Annotated in this window: 21 protein-coding genes and 1 riboswitch; of the genes, 5 read left to right on the forward strand and 16 right to left on the reverse strand. The window is 42.0% G+C overall.

All coding sequences use genetic code 11. The features are described 5' to 3' along the window. Positions 1-389: 389 nt before the first annotated feature. From mnmM to G573_RS0109945, 5 genes are all read right to left on the reverse strand, one after another. On the reverse strand, positions 390-938 hold the full coding sequence (mnmM, locus tag G573_RS0109925) for a tRNA 5-(aminomethyl)-2-thiouridylate-methyltransferase MnmM (protein WP_027976586.1): 549 nt from the start codon (positions 936-938) through the stop codon (positions 390-392). Then, on the reverse strand, positions 935-1867 hold the full coding sequence (gene mnmL / locus G573_RS0109930) for a tRNA modification radical SAM protein MnmL/YtqA (protein ID WP_027976587.1): 933 nt from the start codon (positions 1865-1867) through the stop codon (positions 935-937). The genes mnmM and mnmL overlap by 4 nt, the downstream gene beginning before the upstream one ends. 23 nt (positions 1868-1890) lie before the next feature. Further along, positions 1891-2799 carry a cation diffusion facilitator family transporter gene (locus G573_RS0109935; RefSeq protein WP_027976588.1) on the reverse strand — a complete coding sequence of 303 codons (909 nt, stop codon included), beginning with the start codon at positions 2797-2799 and terminating at the stop codon, positions 1891-1893. Positions 2800-3040: 241 nt separating this feature from the next. Beyond that, positions 3041-3697: a phosphatase PAP2 family protein gene (locus G573_RS0109940; protein ID WP_027976589.1), complete on the reverse strand. Its 657-nt coding sequence runs from the start codon at positions 3695-3697 to the stop codon at positions 3041-3043. After that, the gene (locus G573_RS0109945) at positions 3687-4259 is read right to left on the reverse strand and encodes an ECF transporter S component (RefSeq protein WP_037586898.1); all 573 of its coding nucleotides are present in this window, start codon (positions 4257-4259) and stop codon (positions 3687-3689) included. Before G573_RS0109945 ends, G573_RS0109940 begins: the two co-directional genes overlap by 11 nt. A gap of 70 nt (positions 4260-4329) precedes the next feature. Continuing rightward, positions 4330-4530, reverse strand: a riboswitch (FMN riboswitch). A gap of 188 nt (positions 4531-4718) precedes the next feature. Between G573_RS0109945 and G573_RS0109955 the strand changes: the two genes are divergently transcribed. Genes G573_RS0109955 through G573_RS0109965 form a run of 3 tightly spaced genes read left to right on the forward strand, consistent with a single transcriptional unit; the run spans position 4719 to position 6437 of the window. Next, positions 4719-5045 carry a PadR family transcriptional regulator gene (locus G573_RS0109955; protein WP_027976591.1) on the forward strand — a complete coding sequence of 109 codons (327 nt, stop codon included), beginning with the start codon at positions 4719-4721 and terminating at the stop codon, positions 5043-5045. Then, on the forward strand, positions 5032-5604 hold the full coding sequence (locus G573_RS0109960) for a DUF1700 domain-containing protein (protein ID WP_027976592.1): 573 nt from the start codon (positions 5032-5034) through the stop codon (positions 5602-5604). Before G573_RS0109955 ends, G573_RS0109960 begins: the two co-directional genes overlap by 14 nt. Further along, positions 5601-6437 (forward strand): DUF4097 family beta strand repeat-containing protein, encoded by an 837-nt coding sequence (locus G573_RS0109965; protein WP_027976593.1) that lies wholly within the window; start codon positions 5601-5603, stop codon positions 6435-6437. Before G573_RS0109960 ends, G573_RS0109965 begins: the two co-directional genes overlap by 4 nt. A gap of 111 nt (positions 6438-6548) precedes the next feature. On the opposite strand, the gene G573_RS0109970 is transcribed toward G573_RS0109965, so the two are convergent. Beyond that, positions 6549-7097 (reverse strand): tRNA (cytidine(34)-2'-O)-methyltransferase, encoded by a 549-nt coding sequence (locus G573_RS0109970; protein ID WP_027976594.1) that lies wholly within the window; start codon positions 7095-7097, stop codon positions 6549-6551. Positions 7098-7447: 350 nt separating this feature from the next. Between G573_RS0109970 and trkA the strand changes: the two genes are divergently transcribed. Together trkA and G573_RS0109980 are read left to right on the forward strand one after the other, a co-directional pair. Next, positions 7448-8803 (forward strand): Trk system potassium transporter TrkA, encoded by a 1356-nt coding sequence (gene trkA / locus G573_RS0109975; protein WP_027976595.1) that lies wholly within the window; start codon positions 7448-7450, stop codon positions 8801-8803. Positions 8804-8806: 3 nt separating this feature from the next. Continuing rightward, complete coding sequence (locus G573_RS0109980; RefSeq protein WP_027976596.1) at positions 8807-10246, forward strand: TrkH family potassium uptake protein; 1440 nt, start codon at positions 8807-8809, stop codon at positions 10244-10246. 222 nt (positions 10247-10468) lie between these two features. On the opposite strand, the gene yidD is transcribed toward G573_RS0109980, so the two are convergent. Genes yidD through G573_RS0110030 form a run of 10 tightly spaced genes read right to left on the reverse strand, consistent with a single transcriptional unit; the run spans position 10469 to position 16489 of the window. Beyond that, entirely contained in the window at positions 10469-10711 is a 243-nt protein-coding gene (gene yidD / locus G573_RS0109985; RefSeq protein ID WP_027976597.1) for a membrane protein insertion efficiency factor YidD, read from the reverse strand. Beyond that, positions 10708-11436, reverse strand: coding sequence for a pseudouridine synthase (locus G573_RS0109990; protein WP_027976598.1), 729 nt, complete (start codon positions 11434-11436; stop codon positions 10708-10710). Before G573_RS0109990 ends, yidD begins: the two co-directional genes overlap by 4 nt. Next, positions 11426-12019 (reverse strand): SMC-Scp complex subunit ScpB, encoded by a 594-nt coding sequence (gene scpB, locus G573_RS0109995; protein WP_027976599.1) that lies wholly within the window; start codon positions 12017-12019, stop codon positions 11426-11428. The genes G573_RS0109990 and scpB overlap by 11 nt, the downstream gene beginning before the upstream one ends. Further along, positions 12016-12723 carry a segregation/condensation protein A gene (locus G573_RS0110000; RefSeq protein WP_027976600.1) on the reverse strand — a complete coding sequence of 236 codons (708 nt, stop codon included), beginning with the start codon at positions 12721-12723 and terminating at the stop codon, positions 12016-12018. The genes scpB and G573_RS0110000 overlap by 4 nt, the downstream gene beginning before the upstream one ends. Then, on the reverse strand, positions 12723-13463 hold the full coding sequence (xerD, locus tag G573_RS0110005) for a site-specific tyrosine recombinase XerD (RefSeq protein ID WP_027976601.1): 741 nt from the start codon (positions 13461-13463) through the stop codon (positions 12723-12725). The genes G573_RS0110000 and xerD overlap by 1 nt, the downstream gene beginning before the upstream one ends. After that, positions 13460-13921: a cyclic-di-AMP-binding protein CbpB gene (cbpB, locus tag G573_RS0110010; protein ID WP_027976602.1), complete on the reverse strand. Its 462-nt coding sequence runs from the start codon at positions 13919-13921 to the stop codon at positions 13460-13462. Before cbpB ends, xerD begins: the two co-directional genes overlap by 4 nt. After that, positions 13918-14436: a metallophosphoesterase gene (locus tag G573_RS0110015; protein WP_027976603.1), complete on the reverse strand. Its 519-nt coding sequence runs from the start codon at positions 14434-14436 to the stop codon at positions 13918-13920. Before G573_RS0110015 ends, cbpB begins: the two co-directional genes overlap by 4 nt. After that, a complete protein-coding gene (locus G573_RS0110020) occupies positions 14418-15398 on the reverse strand; it encodes a nucleoside-triphosphate diphosphatase (protein WP_027976604.1) in 981 nt (326 codons plus the stop codon). Before G573_RS0110020 ends, G573_RS0110015 begins: the two co-directional genes overlap by 19 nt. Then, positions 15395-16189 carry a glutamate racemase gene (racE, locus tag G573_RS0110025; protein ID WP_027976605.1) on the reverse strand — a complete coding sequence of 265 codons (795 nt, stop codon included), beginning with the start codon at positions 16187-16189 and terminating at the stop codon, positions 15395-15397. The genes G573_RS0110020 and racE overlap by 4 nt, the downstream gene beginning before the upstream one ends. Before the next feature lie 51 nt (positions 16190-16240). Next, the gene (locus G573_RS0110030) at positions 16241-16489 is read right to left on the reverse strand and encodes a YneF family protein (RefSeq protein ID WP_027976606.1); all 249 of its coding nucleotides are present in this window, start codon (positions 16487-16489) and stop codon (positions 16241-16243) included. Positions 16490-16596: the final 107 nt, after the last annotated feature.

Below are 16596 nucleotides of genomic sequence, written 5' to 3' on the forward strand. Positions count from 1 at the left end.
CTGTTTTCAATCAATAATAAAAAGCTATCATACTCTTATTAGATAAGATTGGCCTTTGATATACTGAGTTGTGAAGCATCTTGAAATGTTCCAATGAAAAAGTGTTTTCGAATATTTCAAAACAAAACTTCACCACTACAAAAATTTTAAGGTTTATGGACAGTTAGAATTTGACGACCGATTTTAAGATTCTGAGCGTTTCTAGAGAAAAAATGAAAAGACCTGATTCCCTTACAATTTAGGAATCAGGTCGCTGTTTCATTTTACTATTCAATTGTTTAACAGAAAAGGAATTCATTACCTTAATTAATTGAACTAGGATTTTTTACTGTTCTTTAGTCTATTTATCTTTAGAACTACCAATTAAGAGCTAATTGTTCACTCATGCCCTACTCTTTCAACTTCTCCACCATCACCAAAAACGGCGGGGTGTTGATTTGATTGACCGGCTGGTAGAGCATGGCTGTAAAGAGGTGCTGGTCCAGTTGACTGATGAAGTCAAGCACAGCGTCTTTTTCCATATTGCCGCCTTCATGCCCATAGTAAATCATGAGAGACAGGCGGCCGCCAATTTCTAAGCGGTTTAAAATTTTTTCAATAGCAGCTAAAGTTGTGTCTGGCTTTGTAATCACAGATTTGTCCGCACTCGGCAGGTAGCCTAGGTTGAAAATGGCTGCGCGAATAGGCTCAGAGACGTACTTATCCAGATTTTCATGACCGTCCAAGATTAGCTCTGCATTGGTGAAGTTCTGATTAGCCAGGCGTTCCTGAGTTTTAGCGAGAGCCTGCTCCTGCACATCAAAAGCATAGACTTTTTTAGCCAGCCCTGCTAAAAAGGCCGTATCGTTGCCATTTCCCATTGTCGCATCAACGACGATACTGTCTTTATCTAAAACCTCTGCCAAAAACTCATGGGAGAGCTGAATGGGCTTGATCATGCCATCACCTCCGTCTTACATCCCTGAAATGAATTTCGTCTTTCCATCTCCTCATCAATGGCGTTGAGGACTTCCCACTTGTTGAGGCTCCACATAGGACCAATCAGCATATCGCGCGGTGCGTCTCCTGTGATTCGATGAATAACAATATCTTTAGGAATAATTTCTAACTGGTCACAGATAATATTGACATACTCATCTTGGCTGAGCAGCTGCAGGCGTCCCTCGTGGTAGTCGCGCTGCATGCGGGTATTGGTCATGAGGTGCAAAAGGTGAAGCTTAATGCCGTTAATATCATTGTCCGTCACACAGCGGCGGACATTTTCAAGCATCATCTCATGGGTTTCACCGGGCAGGCCGTTGATGAGATGGGAGACAATTTCTGCTTTGGGCGCTAACTGCCGCAGACGTTCAACCGTCTCCACATACAGGTCATAGCTGTGCGCCCGATTAATCAGCCGCGAGGTCTCTTCGTAGGTTGTCTGCAGCCCCAGCTCAACTGTCACATGCATCCGTTCAGAAAGCTCTGCTAAATAAGCAATCGTCTCATCGGGCAGGCAGTCCGGACGCGTTCCAATGTTAACACCAATCACTCCCGGTTCATTGATTGCTTGCTCATAGCGTTCACGGATAACCTCCACTTTGTCATGGGTATTGGTGAAATTTTGAAAATAAACCAAGTACTGCTTGACCTCCGGCCACTTACGATGCATGAAATCAATTTCCTTGTAAAATTGGTCGCGAATAGGTGCTTCCGGAGCCACAATCGCGTCACCAGAACCGGACACCGTGCAAAAGGTACAGCCGCCATGGGCCACCGTGCCATCACGGTTAGGACAGTCAAAGCCAGCATCAATAGGCACTTTAAAAATTTTTTCGCCAAAAATCCTGCGATAGTAGGCGTTTAAAGTATTATAACGTTTTTCCATACTTTTCATTATAACATTTTCAGCTATTTTATATAAGGACTGTGGTGCAGGTGCTGGAAGGTTGAGTGATCGCATTCAACAGCCGACTCCACAATATGATAGGCCTGAAACAGATGATGAACGCGGTCTTTTAACAGCTGCTCATTGCAATCAGGAGCAACCAGCAGGTGAATCATGGCAATATTTTTGCGGCCGTCTAAGGACCAAAGGTTAAATTGGTTGATGGCCTGAACCCATTCCAGTGCCAAAATTTCCCTCTCCAGCTCCTGAACATCACAATTTCCGGGAGCATGTTCCAAGAATACAGACAGATTCCTGATAAATTTAGGCAGGGCCTGACTCAAAATAAAGAGGGCAATCGCCACAGACAAGAGCGGATCAAGAATATACCAGTCCGTCACTCTCAAAACCAGTGAAACAATAATAACAGCCACCCAGCCTAAAGTATCTTCAAGAAAATGCAGGCTTAAAATGGACTCATGCTCAGATTCCTCCCCATTTAAAACACGGCTGGCCACAACATTGACAGCAATAGCAATCAAACCGAGGATCAGCATCCCATTGTAGTTAACCGGCTCAGGATGCATTATTTTTTGGACATTTTCAAATAAAACTAAGGCAGATCCAATAATCAAAATAACGGCGGTCATCAAAGCTCCCAGCAGGCTAAAACGCCAATAGCCCAGCGTATACCGATAGTCACTTCTGCGCTTGGACAGGCGCTCAAAATAATAAGACAGACCAATAGCCAAGGCGTCGCCAAAATCGTGGACAGAATCAGCTAAAATGGCACTGGAATTAAAAATACCACCGAAAATCATCTCAACAATGGCAAAAACAAAATTGGACATAAAAGCGATAAAAATGCGACTGGTTGACTGATTAGAGATATCATGGTGATGCCCATGATGGCGGTGCTTATGCACGTTCATTAATAGCTCCTTTCAATTTGTTAGCAGCTTTGCGGCTAAAGCCGCTAAAGCCACTAAGGCTGCTGCGCAAAGTCCTAGAGGACTTTTAAATCTATTTTTTCAAATACAGCTCTGCTATATTAACTTTATTATAGCAGAATTGCTGCAATTACTGGAATTTTTTTAAGCAAAAAGAGCTGTTCCGCAGATACGTTTACCGTACCATGAACAGCTCCTCTAGATTATTAAGACTAATTTTCTGCTACTTCTGCCGACCTTGAAAACGCCATTCAAACCGTTTTTGATCGTAAAAAGGATAGACAAAGGCGGCAATGGCAGCGGCAAGCAGCCAGCCTCCCACTATATCAGAAGGGTAATGAACCCCCAAATAAATCCGCGACAGGGCTGTTAAGACCGCCAAGAGAATCAGTATTGCCTGTGCAATCCGATTAAGCTCTTCTTTTATCATCCGCTGCTGAACAATTAAGGCCAAGCTCAGGGCAACAATCATGGTCGATGCCGCATGCCAGCTAGGAAAGGACGGCCCCATCGGTTTGGCAATGAGGTAGTAAAGGTCAGGTCTTGCACGATGATACAAATATTTAAAAGCCGTCGAAAAAATGCCCATTAAAACAAGATTGCCAGCTAAAAAGCAGGCTTCTGCCTTCCATTTTTTCCAAAAATAAAAGATCAAGGCGATGAAAAAGACATAAACAAAAATATAAGTCTCATGTCCCAGATGAGTTACCGCTTTAAAAAACATCGTTGCGCCTTTAGGCAAATCGCCGCGTATTGCCTCCTGCACACTGCTGTCAAAAACTTTTAAAGCATCAGGATAAAATTTAACCGTATATCCCAGCAACAAAAAGAGTAAGGCAGCAAAAGAGGCTCCCAAAAGATAAAGTTGTTTATTTCTCATGAATTCTATAATTTTTCAAAATCGGCTTAGCTGCTGCATAGATGACCGCAAAGCTGACTGCAAAAATAACTCCCTCAAGAAGATTAAAAGGAATAACCATATTGACTAAGTATTTCCCAACACCAATGAATTTAGCAATATCAAATCCGGCAAACTTGGCATAAAGCGGAATGGCATAAACATAGTTCAAAACGACCATGACAGCAGCCATGGCAACTGTTCCGACAGCGCTGGCAATGACAAATGCTTTCTTCTGCTCTTTGTTCTTCCAAATAAGACCAAAAGCTAAAACAAAGACACCAAGCGCTGCTATATTCATCGGCAGACCAATGATACCGCCGGGCCCGCCATTATCCAGTAAAAGCTTGAGCAGACTTCTCACAAAGAGAATGGCATAGGCACTCCGTAAATCAAACAGCACTAATCCCAATAAAATCGGAATGATACTAAAATCAAGCTTCAAAAAATCAACACCCGGAATAATGGGAAAGTTGAAAATCATGAGCACAAAAGAAAGTGCTGATAAAATAGCAATAATAGCTAAGCTTTGTGTTTTTTTCATAAAAAAATTCCTCCAATTTTTACAAATCGAAAGAAGCTGCAAAGAGTATCAACTGCCAAGCGCAAAAACCCTTTGTCTTCTCCCATCCAGACTTTACTGTCGGTTGTGGAGTCGCACCACATCAGCTTTGCGCTCGCGGACTTCCATTGCTGGAGGATTCATGAACATCGCTGCTGAATATACAAGAAAGCATATCCAGACAAAAGCTGCTCAAAAATCATTCAGAACGGTCACCGCCGGTCGGGAATTGCACCCTGCCCTGAAGACACTTCTAGCATATCAAAAAATAAGGCCAATAACAAGTTTTCTTGCTTGATTCTGCAAAAATCTTTAGGCTTAGCTGTTTGCTTCAAATAAAATTAATTTTCTGCCAGCTATTGACAAATCGCAGGAATAGGTTTATATTTTATATATAAAATATTTATATATTATTTTTTTATATATTTAGGAGGTGTGCAGATGTATTATCCTGTCTCCGCTGTTTTGATCGAATTTCTTATTTTGTCCATCGTCAAACGGCAGGATTCCTACGGCTATGATATCAGTCAAACCATCAAACTCATAGCCAATATCAAGGAGTCCAGTTTATATCCAATTTTAAAAAAACTGGAAAAAGCCGGCTATCTCACGACTTATACTCAAGAATACCAAGGACGAAAGCGTAAATACTACCATATTACCAGTTCTGGGAAAAATCACCTTACCTTTTTAATGAGTGAGTGGGCAAGTTACAAGACAACTATTGACGGTATTGTAGAAGGGAGAATTCGCCATGACAAAAGCTGAATACCTCAGTCAGTTAGAGCATTATTTAAAAAGACTGCCACAGGCTGACTATGAAGAAGCCATGGATTACTTTACAGAATATTTTGAAGAAGCGGGTCCTGAACGCGAAGAAGAAATTATCAGGGAACTGGGAAGTCCTAAGGAAGCAGCCCATGATATTTTAAGCCAGCTGATAGAAAAAAATCAGTTGATTGGCAGCAGTCCTAAACAAACCATCTGGCTGACAATCCTTGCTGTCCTAGCAGCCCCAATGGCTCTGCCCCTGACTATTGCAGCGCTGGGTGTTATTCTTGCCATTATCATTACTGCTCTGTCAAGCATTTTAATTACTGTCAGTTTTAGTTTTGTCGGTTTTGTTTCAAGTCTTGCTTTCCTCTGGGAGGCACTCACAAAACTGTCCGACTCACTATCAACCCTGAGTCTTGGTTTAGGAGCCAGCTTCCTATCGTTGGGTATCAGCCTGCTGTTTGCTGCTGCTACTATTTTGCTGGCCCGATTGTTTAAGTTTATCTTTCTTAAGTTTAACCAATGGATTGCAAAGCGAGGTTATAAATCATGAAAAGATCATTCAAAATTACCGTAGTTCTCGGGCTGATTTTAAGCATTTTAGGAACCGTTTTGCTGGGGTTCGGTCTGTCATCCGGAGGTCTTGAGAAGCTGCAAAATGATAACCAAGCAGCTCACAAAAAGGAAATTCAGTTAGACAATGTTCAGGTGCTGGACTTTGACTTTGATGTCAAGGATATTAAGGTCAAATCTTCTTCAGATAAACATTTCAAGCTGACTTATTATGAAAAACCTAAAGAAAAAATTGCTTACCGTTTTACCAAAGGCCAATTATCCCTAAAACAGCATCTGCGTACCGGTGTCTTTCATATTGACCTTTTAAAATTAAGTGATTTCCCTGACTGGTTCAATGAGGATAACAAGCACTCAGTCATTTTGACCGTTCCTAAAAATCTGACTTTGAAGAAAGTTTCCATCAGCAATAAAGTCGGCAATATCAGTATTGAAAATCAGCTAATTTCAGCTATTAACCTGCAAGGCAGCACAAATGATCTGTCTATCAAAAACAGCAGACTGGCGCAAGGGCGCATTGCCAGCAATGTCGGCAATATCTATCTCAATAACAGCACTCTGATTAATATTAAGGGAGAAACCAATACCGGCAACATTACTGCTAAAAATGTGACTGTCTTAGACGCTGTCAGGTTAAATAATAATATCGGTGATACTAGGGTTGCACTATCTGCCAAAAGCCTTAAAAATACAGCTGTCAATGCTAAAACAGATATTGGCGATACGGACATTGCAGATAATGTCTCAAGAGGCAGTATTTTTAAAAATCAGTTAACCATTAAGGTCAACACCGGCAGCGTTAAGGTTGAATAAAAAGAAAACAAATAAGATTTAGCCTATCTTTCAAAACAGAATTACGATGCTAAAAGACTGCCCCTAGCGTAATGCCAGAGGCAGTCTTTGTCGTATCCCAAAACAAGCAACTTACTTTAATTTATCAGCAGCATAGGTATGGCTGAGCTCTAAACCAGCGAATTGCTGCTGACGAAGAGCCTCATAGACTATCATGCAAACCGTATTTGATAAATTAAGGCTTCGGACATGCTGATCATTCATCGGAATGCGCAGGGCTTTTTCAGCATGCTGACGCATAAACGTTTCTGGCAGCCCCTTATCTTCACGGCCAAAGATAAAATAATGCGCTTTATCATCATGATAATGCTCATCCGAATACGTTTTTTCAGCAAACTTGGTAATCAGATGCAGCGTGCCGGAGCAGCTATCCATAAACTCTTCCAGACTGTCGTATAAGTGCACGTCCAGTTTGTCCCAATAATCAAGACCGGCTCGCTTCATTTTCCTGTCATCAATAGGAAAGCCCATAGGGCGGATAATATGAAGAGGGCTGTTGGTCGCCGCACAAGTACGGGCAATATTGCCGGTATTGGCAGGAATTTGCGGTTCAAACAAGACAACGTGATTTTTCCCCGAAGCCGGGGAATGATTTTCTTTTTCCAATGTTTCAATATTCATCTTAGACTAACTTTCTGATGGTAGGTTTATCACAAAAAAAGAACCACGAAACCCGGAGTCATGCTCAGCAGGTAACGTGGTGTGTGGGGCCTCATTATCTTAAATCATAACAGGTTTGATTTAAAACAATGAGTAGCTTGATATATAGTATAACACTTTTGTCAAAGATGTCAATAAAATGTTAGAAAAAATTTTAAGATTTTTTTCAGAAAAGAACACTCTTTTTTCAAAAAAATAGTATCGTGTCTCAAGGGCTTTCCTCCCTTGTTTTTCTTTTGATTTTTCATAGAAAAATAGTGCATTTTCTTCTGAAAAGAGGTATGATAGTTATTATAATTTGGAGGTAAATCATGAAAATTATTGTCGTTGGCGGCGGTAAAGTCGGAAAGGCTCTCTGTCGCTCTCTGGTCGATGAAAAGCACGATGTTATTCTCATTGAAGAAAACGAAACGGTGCTTAATCATGTGACAAAACGCCTTGATATTATGGGAATCGTTGGCAATGGCGCTAATTTCAGAATTTTAGAGCAGGCTGATGTTCAAAACTGCGATATTTTCATTGCCATTACAGATAAGGATGAAGTGAACATGGTAGCAGCCGTCCTGGCTAAAAGGATGGGAGCTAAAGAGAATATCGTACGGGTTCGCAACCCTGAATATTCGAATGCTTATTTTAAAGACAAAAACTTTCTCAGTTTCTCCTTGGTGGTCAATCCAGAACTGCTGACAGCCCGTTATATTGCCAACATGGTTGATTTCCCTAATGCGCTGTCTGTGGAACATTTTGTCAATGGCCGTGTCATGCTGATGGAATTTAAAATTCTAGACAGCAACAAACTCTGTCAGATGTCTTTGAATCAGTTCCGCAAAAAATTCAGCAACATTGTCATTTGTGCTATTGAGCGCAATCATGAATTGATTATTCCTGACGGCGATGACATTATTCAGCCCGGCGATAAGATTTTTGTAACCGGCAATCGTATGGACATGATTCATTTCCATAACTTTGTCAAAAACAAGGTTATTAAAAGCTTGATGATTATCGGAGCCGGAAGGATTGCTTATTATTTGCTCAACATCCTCAAAGCGACAAACCGCCATCTGCAGGTCAAAATCATTGAAGTTGATCCTAAAAAGGCAGAACTTTTCAGTCAGGAATTCCCGCATATTCACGTGGTTCAGGGAGACGGCACGGCTAAGGATATTCTTTTGGAAGAAAGTGCTGCCAACTACGATGCTATTGCTACTCTTACCGGTGTTGACGAAGAAAATATCATTGCCTCCATGTTTTTAGAAACACTGGGCGTGCAGAAAAATATTACCAAAGTCAATCGCACCAGCCTTCTTGAAATTATTAATCCCGAGCAGTTTTCAAGTATTATTACACCTAAAAACATCGCAGTGGACTCCATGATGCATTTTATCCGCGGACGCGTTAATGCCCAAGATTCTAATCTGGACGCTCTGCATCATGTAGCTAACGGCCGAATTGAAACCTTGCAGTTTGAGATCCGTCAGGCTAATAAAATGGCCGGCAAAACCTTGTCCAATCTAAAACTTAAAAGCGATGTTTTAATAGCTGCTATTATTCGCCGCGGAAAGACCATTTTCCCAACCGGTGATGATGTTTTTGAAGTCGGAGACAAAATCGTTGTCATCACACTGCGCAAGAACATCACGCATATCTATGATTTATTGAAGAGGTAAGCTATGAATAAAAGTATGGTACGCTTTCTCTTATCAAAATTACTGCTGATTGAAGCTGCGCTTCTGATTGTTCCTTTGATTGTCGCTCTTATTTATCAGGAAGACCGAACAATTATGTTCAGTCTTTTAGGCACTATGGCTATCCTGATTCTCCTTGGAAGCCTCGGTATTGTTTTTAAACCTAAAAACCAGCATATTTATACCAAGGAAGGACTGCTGATTGTTGCTCTTTGCTGGGTTCTTTGGTCTTTCTTTGGAGCGCTGCCTTTTGTTTTCACCGGTCAGATTCCTAATATCATTGATGCTTTTTTTGAAGTCAGCTCAGGCTTTACAACGACAGGGGCCACTATCTTGCCGGATGTGTCTGTTCTTTCTCATTCACTGCTGTTCTGGCGCAGCTTCACTCACCTGATTGGCGGGATGGGAGTACTGGTTTTTGCACTTGCCATTATGGAAAACAGCAAAAACAGCCATTTAGAGGTCATGCGGGCAGAAGTTCCGGGACCTGTCTTTGGCAAGGTGGTCTCTAAGCTAAAAGACACAGCCCAGATCCTCTACATTATCTATTTGGCTATGTTTGCCATCTTTACTGTTGTTCTGTGGTTTGCAGGCATGCCGCTCTATGACAGTCTGGTTACTGCGATGGGAACTGCCGGTACCGGCGGCTTCACTGTCTTTAATGACAGTATTGCTCACTACCACAGCTCACTGATTACAAACTTGGTTTCAATAGGCATGCTGGCTTTTGGTGTCAACTTTAATCTCTATTATTTGCTGCTGATGCGCAAGTTTAAATCCTTCTTTGGCGATGAAGAATTACGGACCTATATCGGCATTGTGCTGGCTGCGACCATCTTAATCTGGCTAAATGTCAGCGGTCTCTTCTCTTCTGCAAAAGAAGGTCTGGAAACCTCGTTTTTTGAAGTTTCTACCATCATGACAACAACAGGCTTTGGTCTTACCGACTTAACCGTCTGGCCGCTTTTCTCTCAGTTTATTCTGCTCTTATTAATGTTTATCGGAGGATCGGCCGGATCAACAGCCGGCGGCTTGAAGGTTATGCGGACCTTGATTATATCAAAGATTACTAAAAATCAAGTCCTCTCCAGCCTCTACCCTAATCGGATAATGTCCCTGCATATCAACCATCAGCCGCTTGATAAGCGGATACAGCACAGTGTTCTTAAATATTTGGCTATTTATCTTGCTATTTTTATCGGTTTGGTCTTTATTCTGACACTTGACAGCAACAAGTTTATGGTCGTTGTCAGTGCAGCTGCCAGCGCCTTTAATAATATCGGACCAATGTTAGGAACAGATAAGACTTTTGCTATCTTCAGTCCCTTTTCAAAATTAGCTCTGTCCTTTGCAATGATTGCAGGACGGCTGGAAATTTATCCAATGCTCCTGCTCTTTATTCCAAAAACTTGGTCTAAAACTTAAGTATTGCCGCCATCAGTCTTTATACCTGCAGCTCCACTGCTGCTTAATACGAAAAAAAGCCCTCACTAAGTGAGGGTTTTCTGGTTGATATGCATTCAATTTTTCAAAATAGGTTAAACCTGCTCCAAACTATTGCCAAAACTGCGGAAGTTACTGACAAAAAAGACGCTGTCCCATTTTTGACAAACTGAAATCTTTAGAGCTGCCAGCGGCAAAACTAATTTACTTCTTTTTACCATTCCTCCGCAAAGTAAAATGATCCGGCACCGGATCTTGACCGCCCTTTACAAAGGGATGGCAGCGCAAAATCCTGGCAATTCCCATAAAGACCCCCTTTAAACCATGCTTTTCAATGGCTTCTATCATGTAAGTCGAACAAGTAGGGCGATAGCGGCAGGAAGCAGGAAAAGCAGGTGAGATAAACTTCTGATAGAATCTGACTGGCGCAATGAGCAATTTTTTCATCTGCTTGTTTGATTAACAGCCGCATTGTAGAGCTGACTGACTTCCTTTTTATTTAATCGTCTTGACTCTCCCGGATGAAGTCCTGATAAATCAAGCGTACCAAAGCGTGTCCGTGACAGCTTATCAACCTTTAAGCCCACTGCTTCAAACATTTTTTTAACTTGGTGATTGCGCCCTTCATGGATAGTCAGTTCAACAACTGAACGATTTTTTTGTCTGTCTGTTTTTATGATATGATAGCGAGCCGGTTTGGTGACTTTGCCATCAATACGAACACCTCGTGTTAAGGGCCGCAGATTATTCTTATCCGCAATCCCTTCCACACGCGCCACATAGACCTTATCAATTTCATTTCGCGGATGAATCATTTTATCTGTGAAATCACCGTCATTGGTTAAAATCAAAAGGCCTGACGTATCCCAGTCCAAACGTCCGACAGGATAAATTCTTTCTTTAACTTGAGGCAGCAAGTCAATAACTGTCTTTCGGCCCTTGTCATCGGAAACGCTGGAAATCACTCCGCGCGGCTTATTGAGCAGGTAGTAAACTTTTTCCTCGTTATAAATAGGCTGGCCGTCAATTTCAACCACATCACCTGATTTTACGGTTGTTGCCAGTTCAGTGACTGTTTGACCGTTAAGGGTCACAAGTCCTTGTTTGATCAGCTCTTCAGCCTTACGGCGGCTGGCAACTCCTGCATGTGCAATATATTTATTAATTCTCATTTTCTTCCTTTGCTTCTGCTTCTTCAAGCGATTCTTCTTTGCTGCTAAAAAGCGTAAATTCTTCGTCTTTCAATTCGATACCGGAAGCATCCGGCAATTCTTCCAGACTGTTAATTCCCATGTAATCCAAGAAATAATCCGTCGTTACATAAAGATTCGGCCGTCCCAGCACTTCTTTTTTCCCGTTTTCACGAATCAAATCAAAGGCCTGAAGTTTAGAAATGGCACCGCTGGAATTGACTCCCCGAATATCATCAACCTCGATCCGAGTGATGGGCTGTTTGTACGCAATAATTGACAGCACCTCAAGACTGGCTCGGGATAGGCTCTGATTAATAGGTGTTCTGGAGTACTGGCGCAAAAGCTCTGCGTATTCCTTTTTAGTGACCAGTTTATAAGTTTTTGAAGACTCCATCAGGCAAAGAGCGGAGCTGTCATCTGCTTCGTATTTCTGAGATAGTTTCTCCAGCTGCTGCAGCAAGGCCGAAACAGGCATATCCAGCAGTGCGGCCAGCTGGCGCAAACCAAGTCCATCCTCACCTGCTACAAACAGCAGCGCTTCTATCTTTGACAGAGGGGTCATGCTTTTTCCTTTCTTAAAATAATATCACTAAAATTACGTTCCTGCCGAACCGAAACACGGTGTACTTTGATTAATTCCAAAGTTGCCAAAAAGATAGTAATCATCTCATTGATCGAAACGGCTTCTTTAAACAGGAGCGACAAATTAGTCTCTTTTTGGCTGGCGACTTTTTCTTCGACAGCCAGCATCATATCTTCAATATGGTAATCATCGCTGTCGATTGTTGTATGGCTGTTTTTGATTTCTTCCTGCTTTTCAGCCATCACCTTTGAAAAGGCCAGAAAAATATCCACAACTGATTTATCCTGCCGCAGTTCAACATCATCGTAAATCAGCTCTAATTTCGGCTTAGAAAAGTGCTGGGCCCGCTCACCGTGCTTCAGCGCCAGCTGTTCTCCTAACAGCTTATAAGTCCGATATTCCTCAATTTGCTGTAATAACTGCAGTTCCGGATCTTCCTCAGGTTCAAAACTTTCGACAACTTTGGGAAGGAGCTTACGGCTTTTAATCAGCATTAATTGGCTGGCCATCACCATATATTCCCCGGTCACTTCAAGCTTCATCGCCTGCAGTGTCGCAATATAAGCCAGATACTGCTCAATCACATCAACGATTGGAACATCATAAATATCAACTTCATATTTAGAGACCAGGTGCAAAAGCAAGTCCAGCGGTCCTTCAAAATCTTTTAATTTAATATCCATCAGTTTTTAAAATACTTTTCCAGTGTTACAGGGCTTTTAAGACCGAGATGCTTGGCCAAATCCATCATGCTGACACCCTTATTTTTAGCCTTGATAATGTATTGCTCCCGCAATTTCTGAGCCGTCATTTCCTTCAAACCCACGGTCGCCAGATAATGGCTCAATTTGTTAAAAAGCCACTGACGCGAATAGGTCTCTCCCTTATTATCAAACAAGTAGACAGCTCCTTCTTCTTTTTCCGGCAGGTAGGACAGCAGCCGATCGGATAGCTCTAAAACTCTCATGGATTGGCCGCTCATGACCGTCATTACTTGAAAATCCAAGGCAATATTGTCCCATTTCAGCCGGGCAATGTCACTTGGAGAAAGCCCTAATTCCACAATTAACATAGCAATAAGCTGTCCTGTATGATCAGCAGTCTTCTCATAGAGGACAGATAAGTCTATTTCTTGATATGCAGGTCTTACAAGAGGCAGTTTTTCCTTATTTTTAATCTTGTAAAAATGATCCAGCTTCTCATGCTCATACAAAAAGAAGAGAAACTGATTGACAGCTGAAATTTTACGCTTTTTTGCTGAAACTTTTAAGTCTGCCAAAGACTGCTCATAGAGCTTAAGTTTGTTTGGATTGACTTTTCCCTTAGTAATTTCTGCAAATTGCTGCAGATCATAGAAATAAGATTTTTGTGAATTTGAAGATAAAGATTTACTGGCGATAAATTCTGGAATAAGTGTTATCATTTTTTTGTCAGTGTGTATTCGTTTGTAAATTCATGAAGCAGGCTGTTCAGTGCTTTTAAAATAACTTTTCGTGTAATGATACCCAAAAAGGTTCCATCGGCTTCAACGACCGGCAGAAAATTAGCATCCACTAATTTGTGCATCACCTCTGTCAGATCAGCTTTGGGTCCCACAGTCGCATAGCTGCCGTTCGTCATATAAGAGATGTCCAGTGCGGCCAGCTTTTCATCGTCAATGTCTTCTTCCTGCTGGTATCTGACAATATCTGACATACTGATGGTCCCAACGTATTTTTTATCTTTGGTAATGACAGGCACCCGTGAAAAGCCGTTATTAGCAAGAAGCAGCATAACATGGGCTGTATTATGGGTATCAATAAAGATTGCCAGCTCTTCAGCCGGAGTCAGAGCATTTTCCAAAAGCGGTTTTAAGAAATTTTCAAATTCTTTTGCTATCATCGTTTTATTTCCTGTGAAAGTGCTGGGTAGATCTCATGATCCCGTGTGAAATAATCTACTCGAATGCGGTCTTTACTAAAATTCACCTTCGCATAAAGACGCTCATTGATATCGCCGCGCGGCTGAGATACACTGCCCGGATTAATAAAGACAGTTTTGCCATTTTTCCAGACGGCCGGCCTGTGAAGGTGCCCATAAGTACAAATATCGGCATCTTCCTCCTGTGCCCAAAGATCCAGACGTTCAAAGCCAAAATTAATACTAAACAAATGGCCGTGTGTCTGAGCGATTGTTAAGTTGGGCAGCTCGGTCACAAGAGAATCAGGATACTCTCCAAAGTCACAATTGCCGCGGACCACCTGAATGCCTTCCCAAATGGGATCGCTCACCGGCAGCTCAGAGTCGCCGTTATGAAAAATAGCATCTACCTTGCCTAAATAGCGGTCTTTAATTTCTTTTACAATTTGCCGATCACCATGTGAATCACTCATGATAATCAATGTGCCTTCTGCCATGCCGGGAATACCTCCATAAGCTTTTTAACAGCTTGTCCTCTGTGAGAAATGTCATTTTTTTCCTGAGCCGAGAGCTCAGCTGCGGTCTTTCCGCTCTCTCCTACAATAAACAGCGGATCGTAGCCAAAACCGTTGCTGCCCTTAGGTTCCATGCCAATATAACCGGGCCAGTCCGCCTCTACAACTAAACTTTCCTTATCAGGAGCAGCAACCACTAAGGTCGTGTGAAAGTGAGCAGAGCGATCTTTGAGTTCAAAGACCATAGCTAATTCATGCAGGAGCTTGGCATTATTTTTTTGGTCTGTGGCATCAGGACCTGAAAAGCGAGCCGACCAGACACCCGGCAAACCGCCTAGGATGTCTACCTGCAGGCCCGAATCATCAGCCAGCACCATCTTACCCGTCAGCTTAGAAATCGTTTCTGCCTTCAGACGGGCATTTTCTTCAAAGGTTAATCCCGTTTCTTCTACCTCAGGAAGTTCAGGATACTGATTAAGGTTTTCAACCGTCATTCCCAGCTTTGAAAACATCTGGCTGAATTCTTGCGTCTTTCCTTCATTGCGGGTTGCAATCAAGATACTGTCTCCAAGAGCGGTAAGATTACCATCTGCTTCACCAAAGAATTCACTGACGGCCAGCCCTTCTTTAGGCAGACAGACTAAAACCAAGCGGTCTTCTTCTGTAACCAGTATCGCACCCTTATGGCTGCTGGCCTTATAGTTATGCTGCTGCTCATTATTGATAATGTCTAACAGAAACTGAACCAAGGCCATGCCTGATGCAATTTTGACAACGGTCAGCATCAAAGCACTTCCCTCGCCAAGTAAACTTCTTAGATTTTGCTCAAGCAAGGCATAGTTTTTTTCTGCCTCGGCCTGATAATAAGTTGATGAGTTTTCCTTGGAACATTGGCCAATAAACCAATTTTGCTCATCTTTGTATTCATATAGTTTTTGCTTCATAAGCTAACATGCTCCACTTCAATAGTCAAGGGCAGCCAATCATCAGCAATTTCCTTAAAACTGGTGATGCTGGCAGTTGTATAAAAACGATGTTCCAGCTGTTCTAAGCTGCGGCTGCGGTTAATTTCAAAATAATTCAGCAGTACCGAAATATCGCGGACACACTCTGCTCCGCTGTCAATCAATTTGACCGAAGGCCCCATAACATTTTGAATAATAGGCTTTAGAAGCGGATAATGGGTACAGCCCAGAACAAGCGTATCAATCTTGCCGGCTAAAGGAGCCAGATTTTCATAAACAATTTTTTTAGCGACACTTGAATGAATTTCATTGGACTCGACAATCGGAACAAACTTGGGGCAGGCCAGACTGGTCACACTCATCTGCGGTGATAAATCCAATATCTTCTTTTCATAAATATTCGATTTAATAGTCATCGGTGTCCCGATAATACCGATTCTGCCGGACACAGTAGACTTAATCGCCGCGCTTGATCCCGGCAAAATCACGCCCAGAACGGGAATGTCAAGCTCTTCCTTGACCTCTTCCCAAGCGACAGCTGTCGCTGTATTGCAGGCAAAAACAATCATTTTGACGTTTTTAGTCAAAAGAAAATTTACCAGTTCCCATGTATATTCCTTGATTTGCTCAGCCGGACGCGGTCCGTAAGGAGCACGCGCTGAATCCCCGATATAGACGACTTCTTCATGGGGGAGCTGGCGCATAAGCTCGCGCACAACGGTCAAGCCGCCCACGCCAGAATCTAAAAAACCGATAGGTCTGTTATCCATAGCTGTCTTCTTTCTAAAATAAGACTAGGAAAACCCAGTCTTATCAAAGATTTATTTCTTCTTTTTAGCCTTTGCTTTAGCTGCTTTTTGCTGTTTATTCACTTGACGGACAACTTGCTGCACCTTGGCTTCACTTGGTTTTTGTCCCATTTGGCTCATCATATTGCGAATAACATCTTCATTGAGCGGCGGATTTTCTTCTAAATATTTTTCCATTTGCTTACGAGCAATAAAAGCGCCTCCGACAAGTCCTGCCAATAGGGCAATAATAACTAATAAAATCCAAAGAATAGTGTTCATTTTTGTTCTCCTAAATTTTTTACATGAATATTATATCAGATTTGAAACCCTTTCACAAATAAAATAGCACAAAAAAGACCAGAGCAAAAAGACAAGTCCTTTCACTC

This window comes from Streptococcus devriesei DSM 19639 (assembly GCF_000423725.1).
GTDB lineage: Bacteria > Bacillota > Bacilli > Lactobacillales > Streptococcaceae > Streptococcus > Streptococcus devriesei.

Excerpts from the sequence above, each read along its gene's own strand:
- mnmM (WP_027976586.1), bottom strand. The coding sequence starts at position 938 with ATGATCAAGCCCATTCAGCTCTCCCATGAGTTTTTGGCAGAGGTTTTA.
- mnmL (WP_027976587.1), bottom strand. The coding sequence starts at position 1,867 with ATGGAAAAACGTTATAATACTTTAAACGCCTACTATCGCAGGATTTTT.
- G573_RS0109935 (WP_027976588.1), bottom strand. The coding sequence starts at position 2,799 with ATGAACGTGCATAAGCACCGCCATCATGGGCATCACCATGATATCTCT.
- G573_RS0109940 (WP_027976589.1), bottom strand. The coding sequence starts at position 3,697 with ATGAGAAATAAACAACTTTATCTTTTGGGAGCCTCTTTTGCTGCCTTA.
- G573_RS0109945 (WP_037586898.1), bottom strand. The coding sequence starts at position 4,259 with ATGAAAAAAACACAAAGCTTAGCTATTATTGCTATTTTATCAGCACTT.
- G573_RS0109955 (WP_027976591.1), top strand. The coding sequence starts at position 4,719 with ATGTATTATCCTGTCTCCGCTGTTTTGATCGAATTTCTTATTTTGTCC.
- G573_RS0109960 (WP_027976592.1), top strand. The coding sequence starts at position 5,032 with ATGACAAAAGCTGAATACCTCAGTCAGTTAGAGCATTATTTAAAAAGA.
- G573_RS0109965 (WP_027976593.1), top strand. The coding sequence starts at position 5,601 with ATGAAAAGATCATTCAAAATTACCGTAGTTCTCGGGCTGATTTTAAGC.
- G573_RS0109970 (WP_027976594.1), bottom strand. The coding sequence starts at position 7,097 with ATGAATATTGAAACATTGGAAAAAGAAAATCATTCCCCGGCTTCGGGG.
- trkA (WP_027976595.1), top strand. The coding sequence starts at position 7,448 with ATGAAAATTATTGTCGTTGGCGGCGGTAAAGTCGGAAAGGCTCTCTGT.
- G573_RS0109980 (WP_027976596.1), top strand. The coding sequence starts at position 8,807 with ATGAATAAAAGTATGGTACGCTTTCTCTTATCAAAATTACTGCTGATT.
- yidD (WP_027976597.1), bottom strand. The coding sequence starts at position 10,711 with ATGAAAAAATTGCTCATTGCGCCAGTCAGATTCTATCAGAAGTTTATC.
- G573_RS0109990 (WP_027976598.1), bottom strand. The coding sequence starts at position 11,436 with ATGAGAATTAATAAATATATTGCACATGCAGGAGTTGCCAGCCGCCGT.
- scpB (WP_027976599.1), bottom strand. The coding sequence starts at position 12,019 with ATGACCCCTCTGTCAAAGATAGAAGCGCTGCTGTTTGTAGCAGGTGAG.
- G573_RS0110000 (WP_027976600.1), bottom strand. The coding sequence starts at position 12,723 with ATGGATATTAAATTAAAAGATTTTGAAGGACCGCTGGACTTGCTTTTG.
- xerD (WP_027976601.1), bottom strand. The coding sequence starts at position 13,463 with ATGATAACACTTATTCCAGAATTTATCGCCAGTAAATCTTTATCTTCA.
- cbpB (WP_027976602.1), bottom strand. The coding sequence starts at position 13,921 with ATGATAGCAAAAGAATTTGAAAATTTCTTAAAACCGCTTTTGGAAAAT.
- G573_RS0110015 (WP_027976603.1), bottom strand. The coding sequence starts at position 14,436 with ATGGCAGAAGGCACATTGATTATCATGAGTGATTCACATGGTGATCGG.
- G573_RS0110020 (WP_027976604.1), bottom strand. The coding sequence starts at position 15,398 with ATGAAGCAAAAACTATATGAATACAAAGATGAGCAAAATTGGTTTATT.
- racE (WP_027976605.1), bottom strand. The coding sequence starts at position 16,189 with ATGGATAACAGACCTATCGGTTTTTTAGATTCTGGCGTGGGCGGCTTG.
- G573_RS0110030 (WP_027976606.1), bottom strand. The coding sequence starts at position 16,489 with ATGAACACTATTCTTTGGATTTTATTAGTTATTATTGCCCTATTGGCA.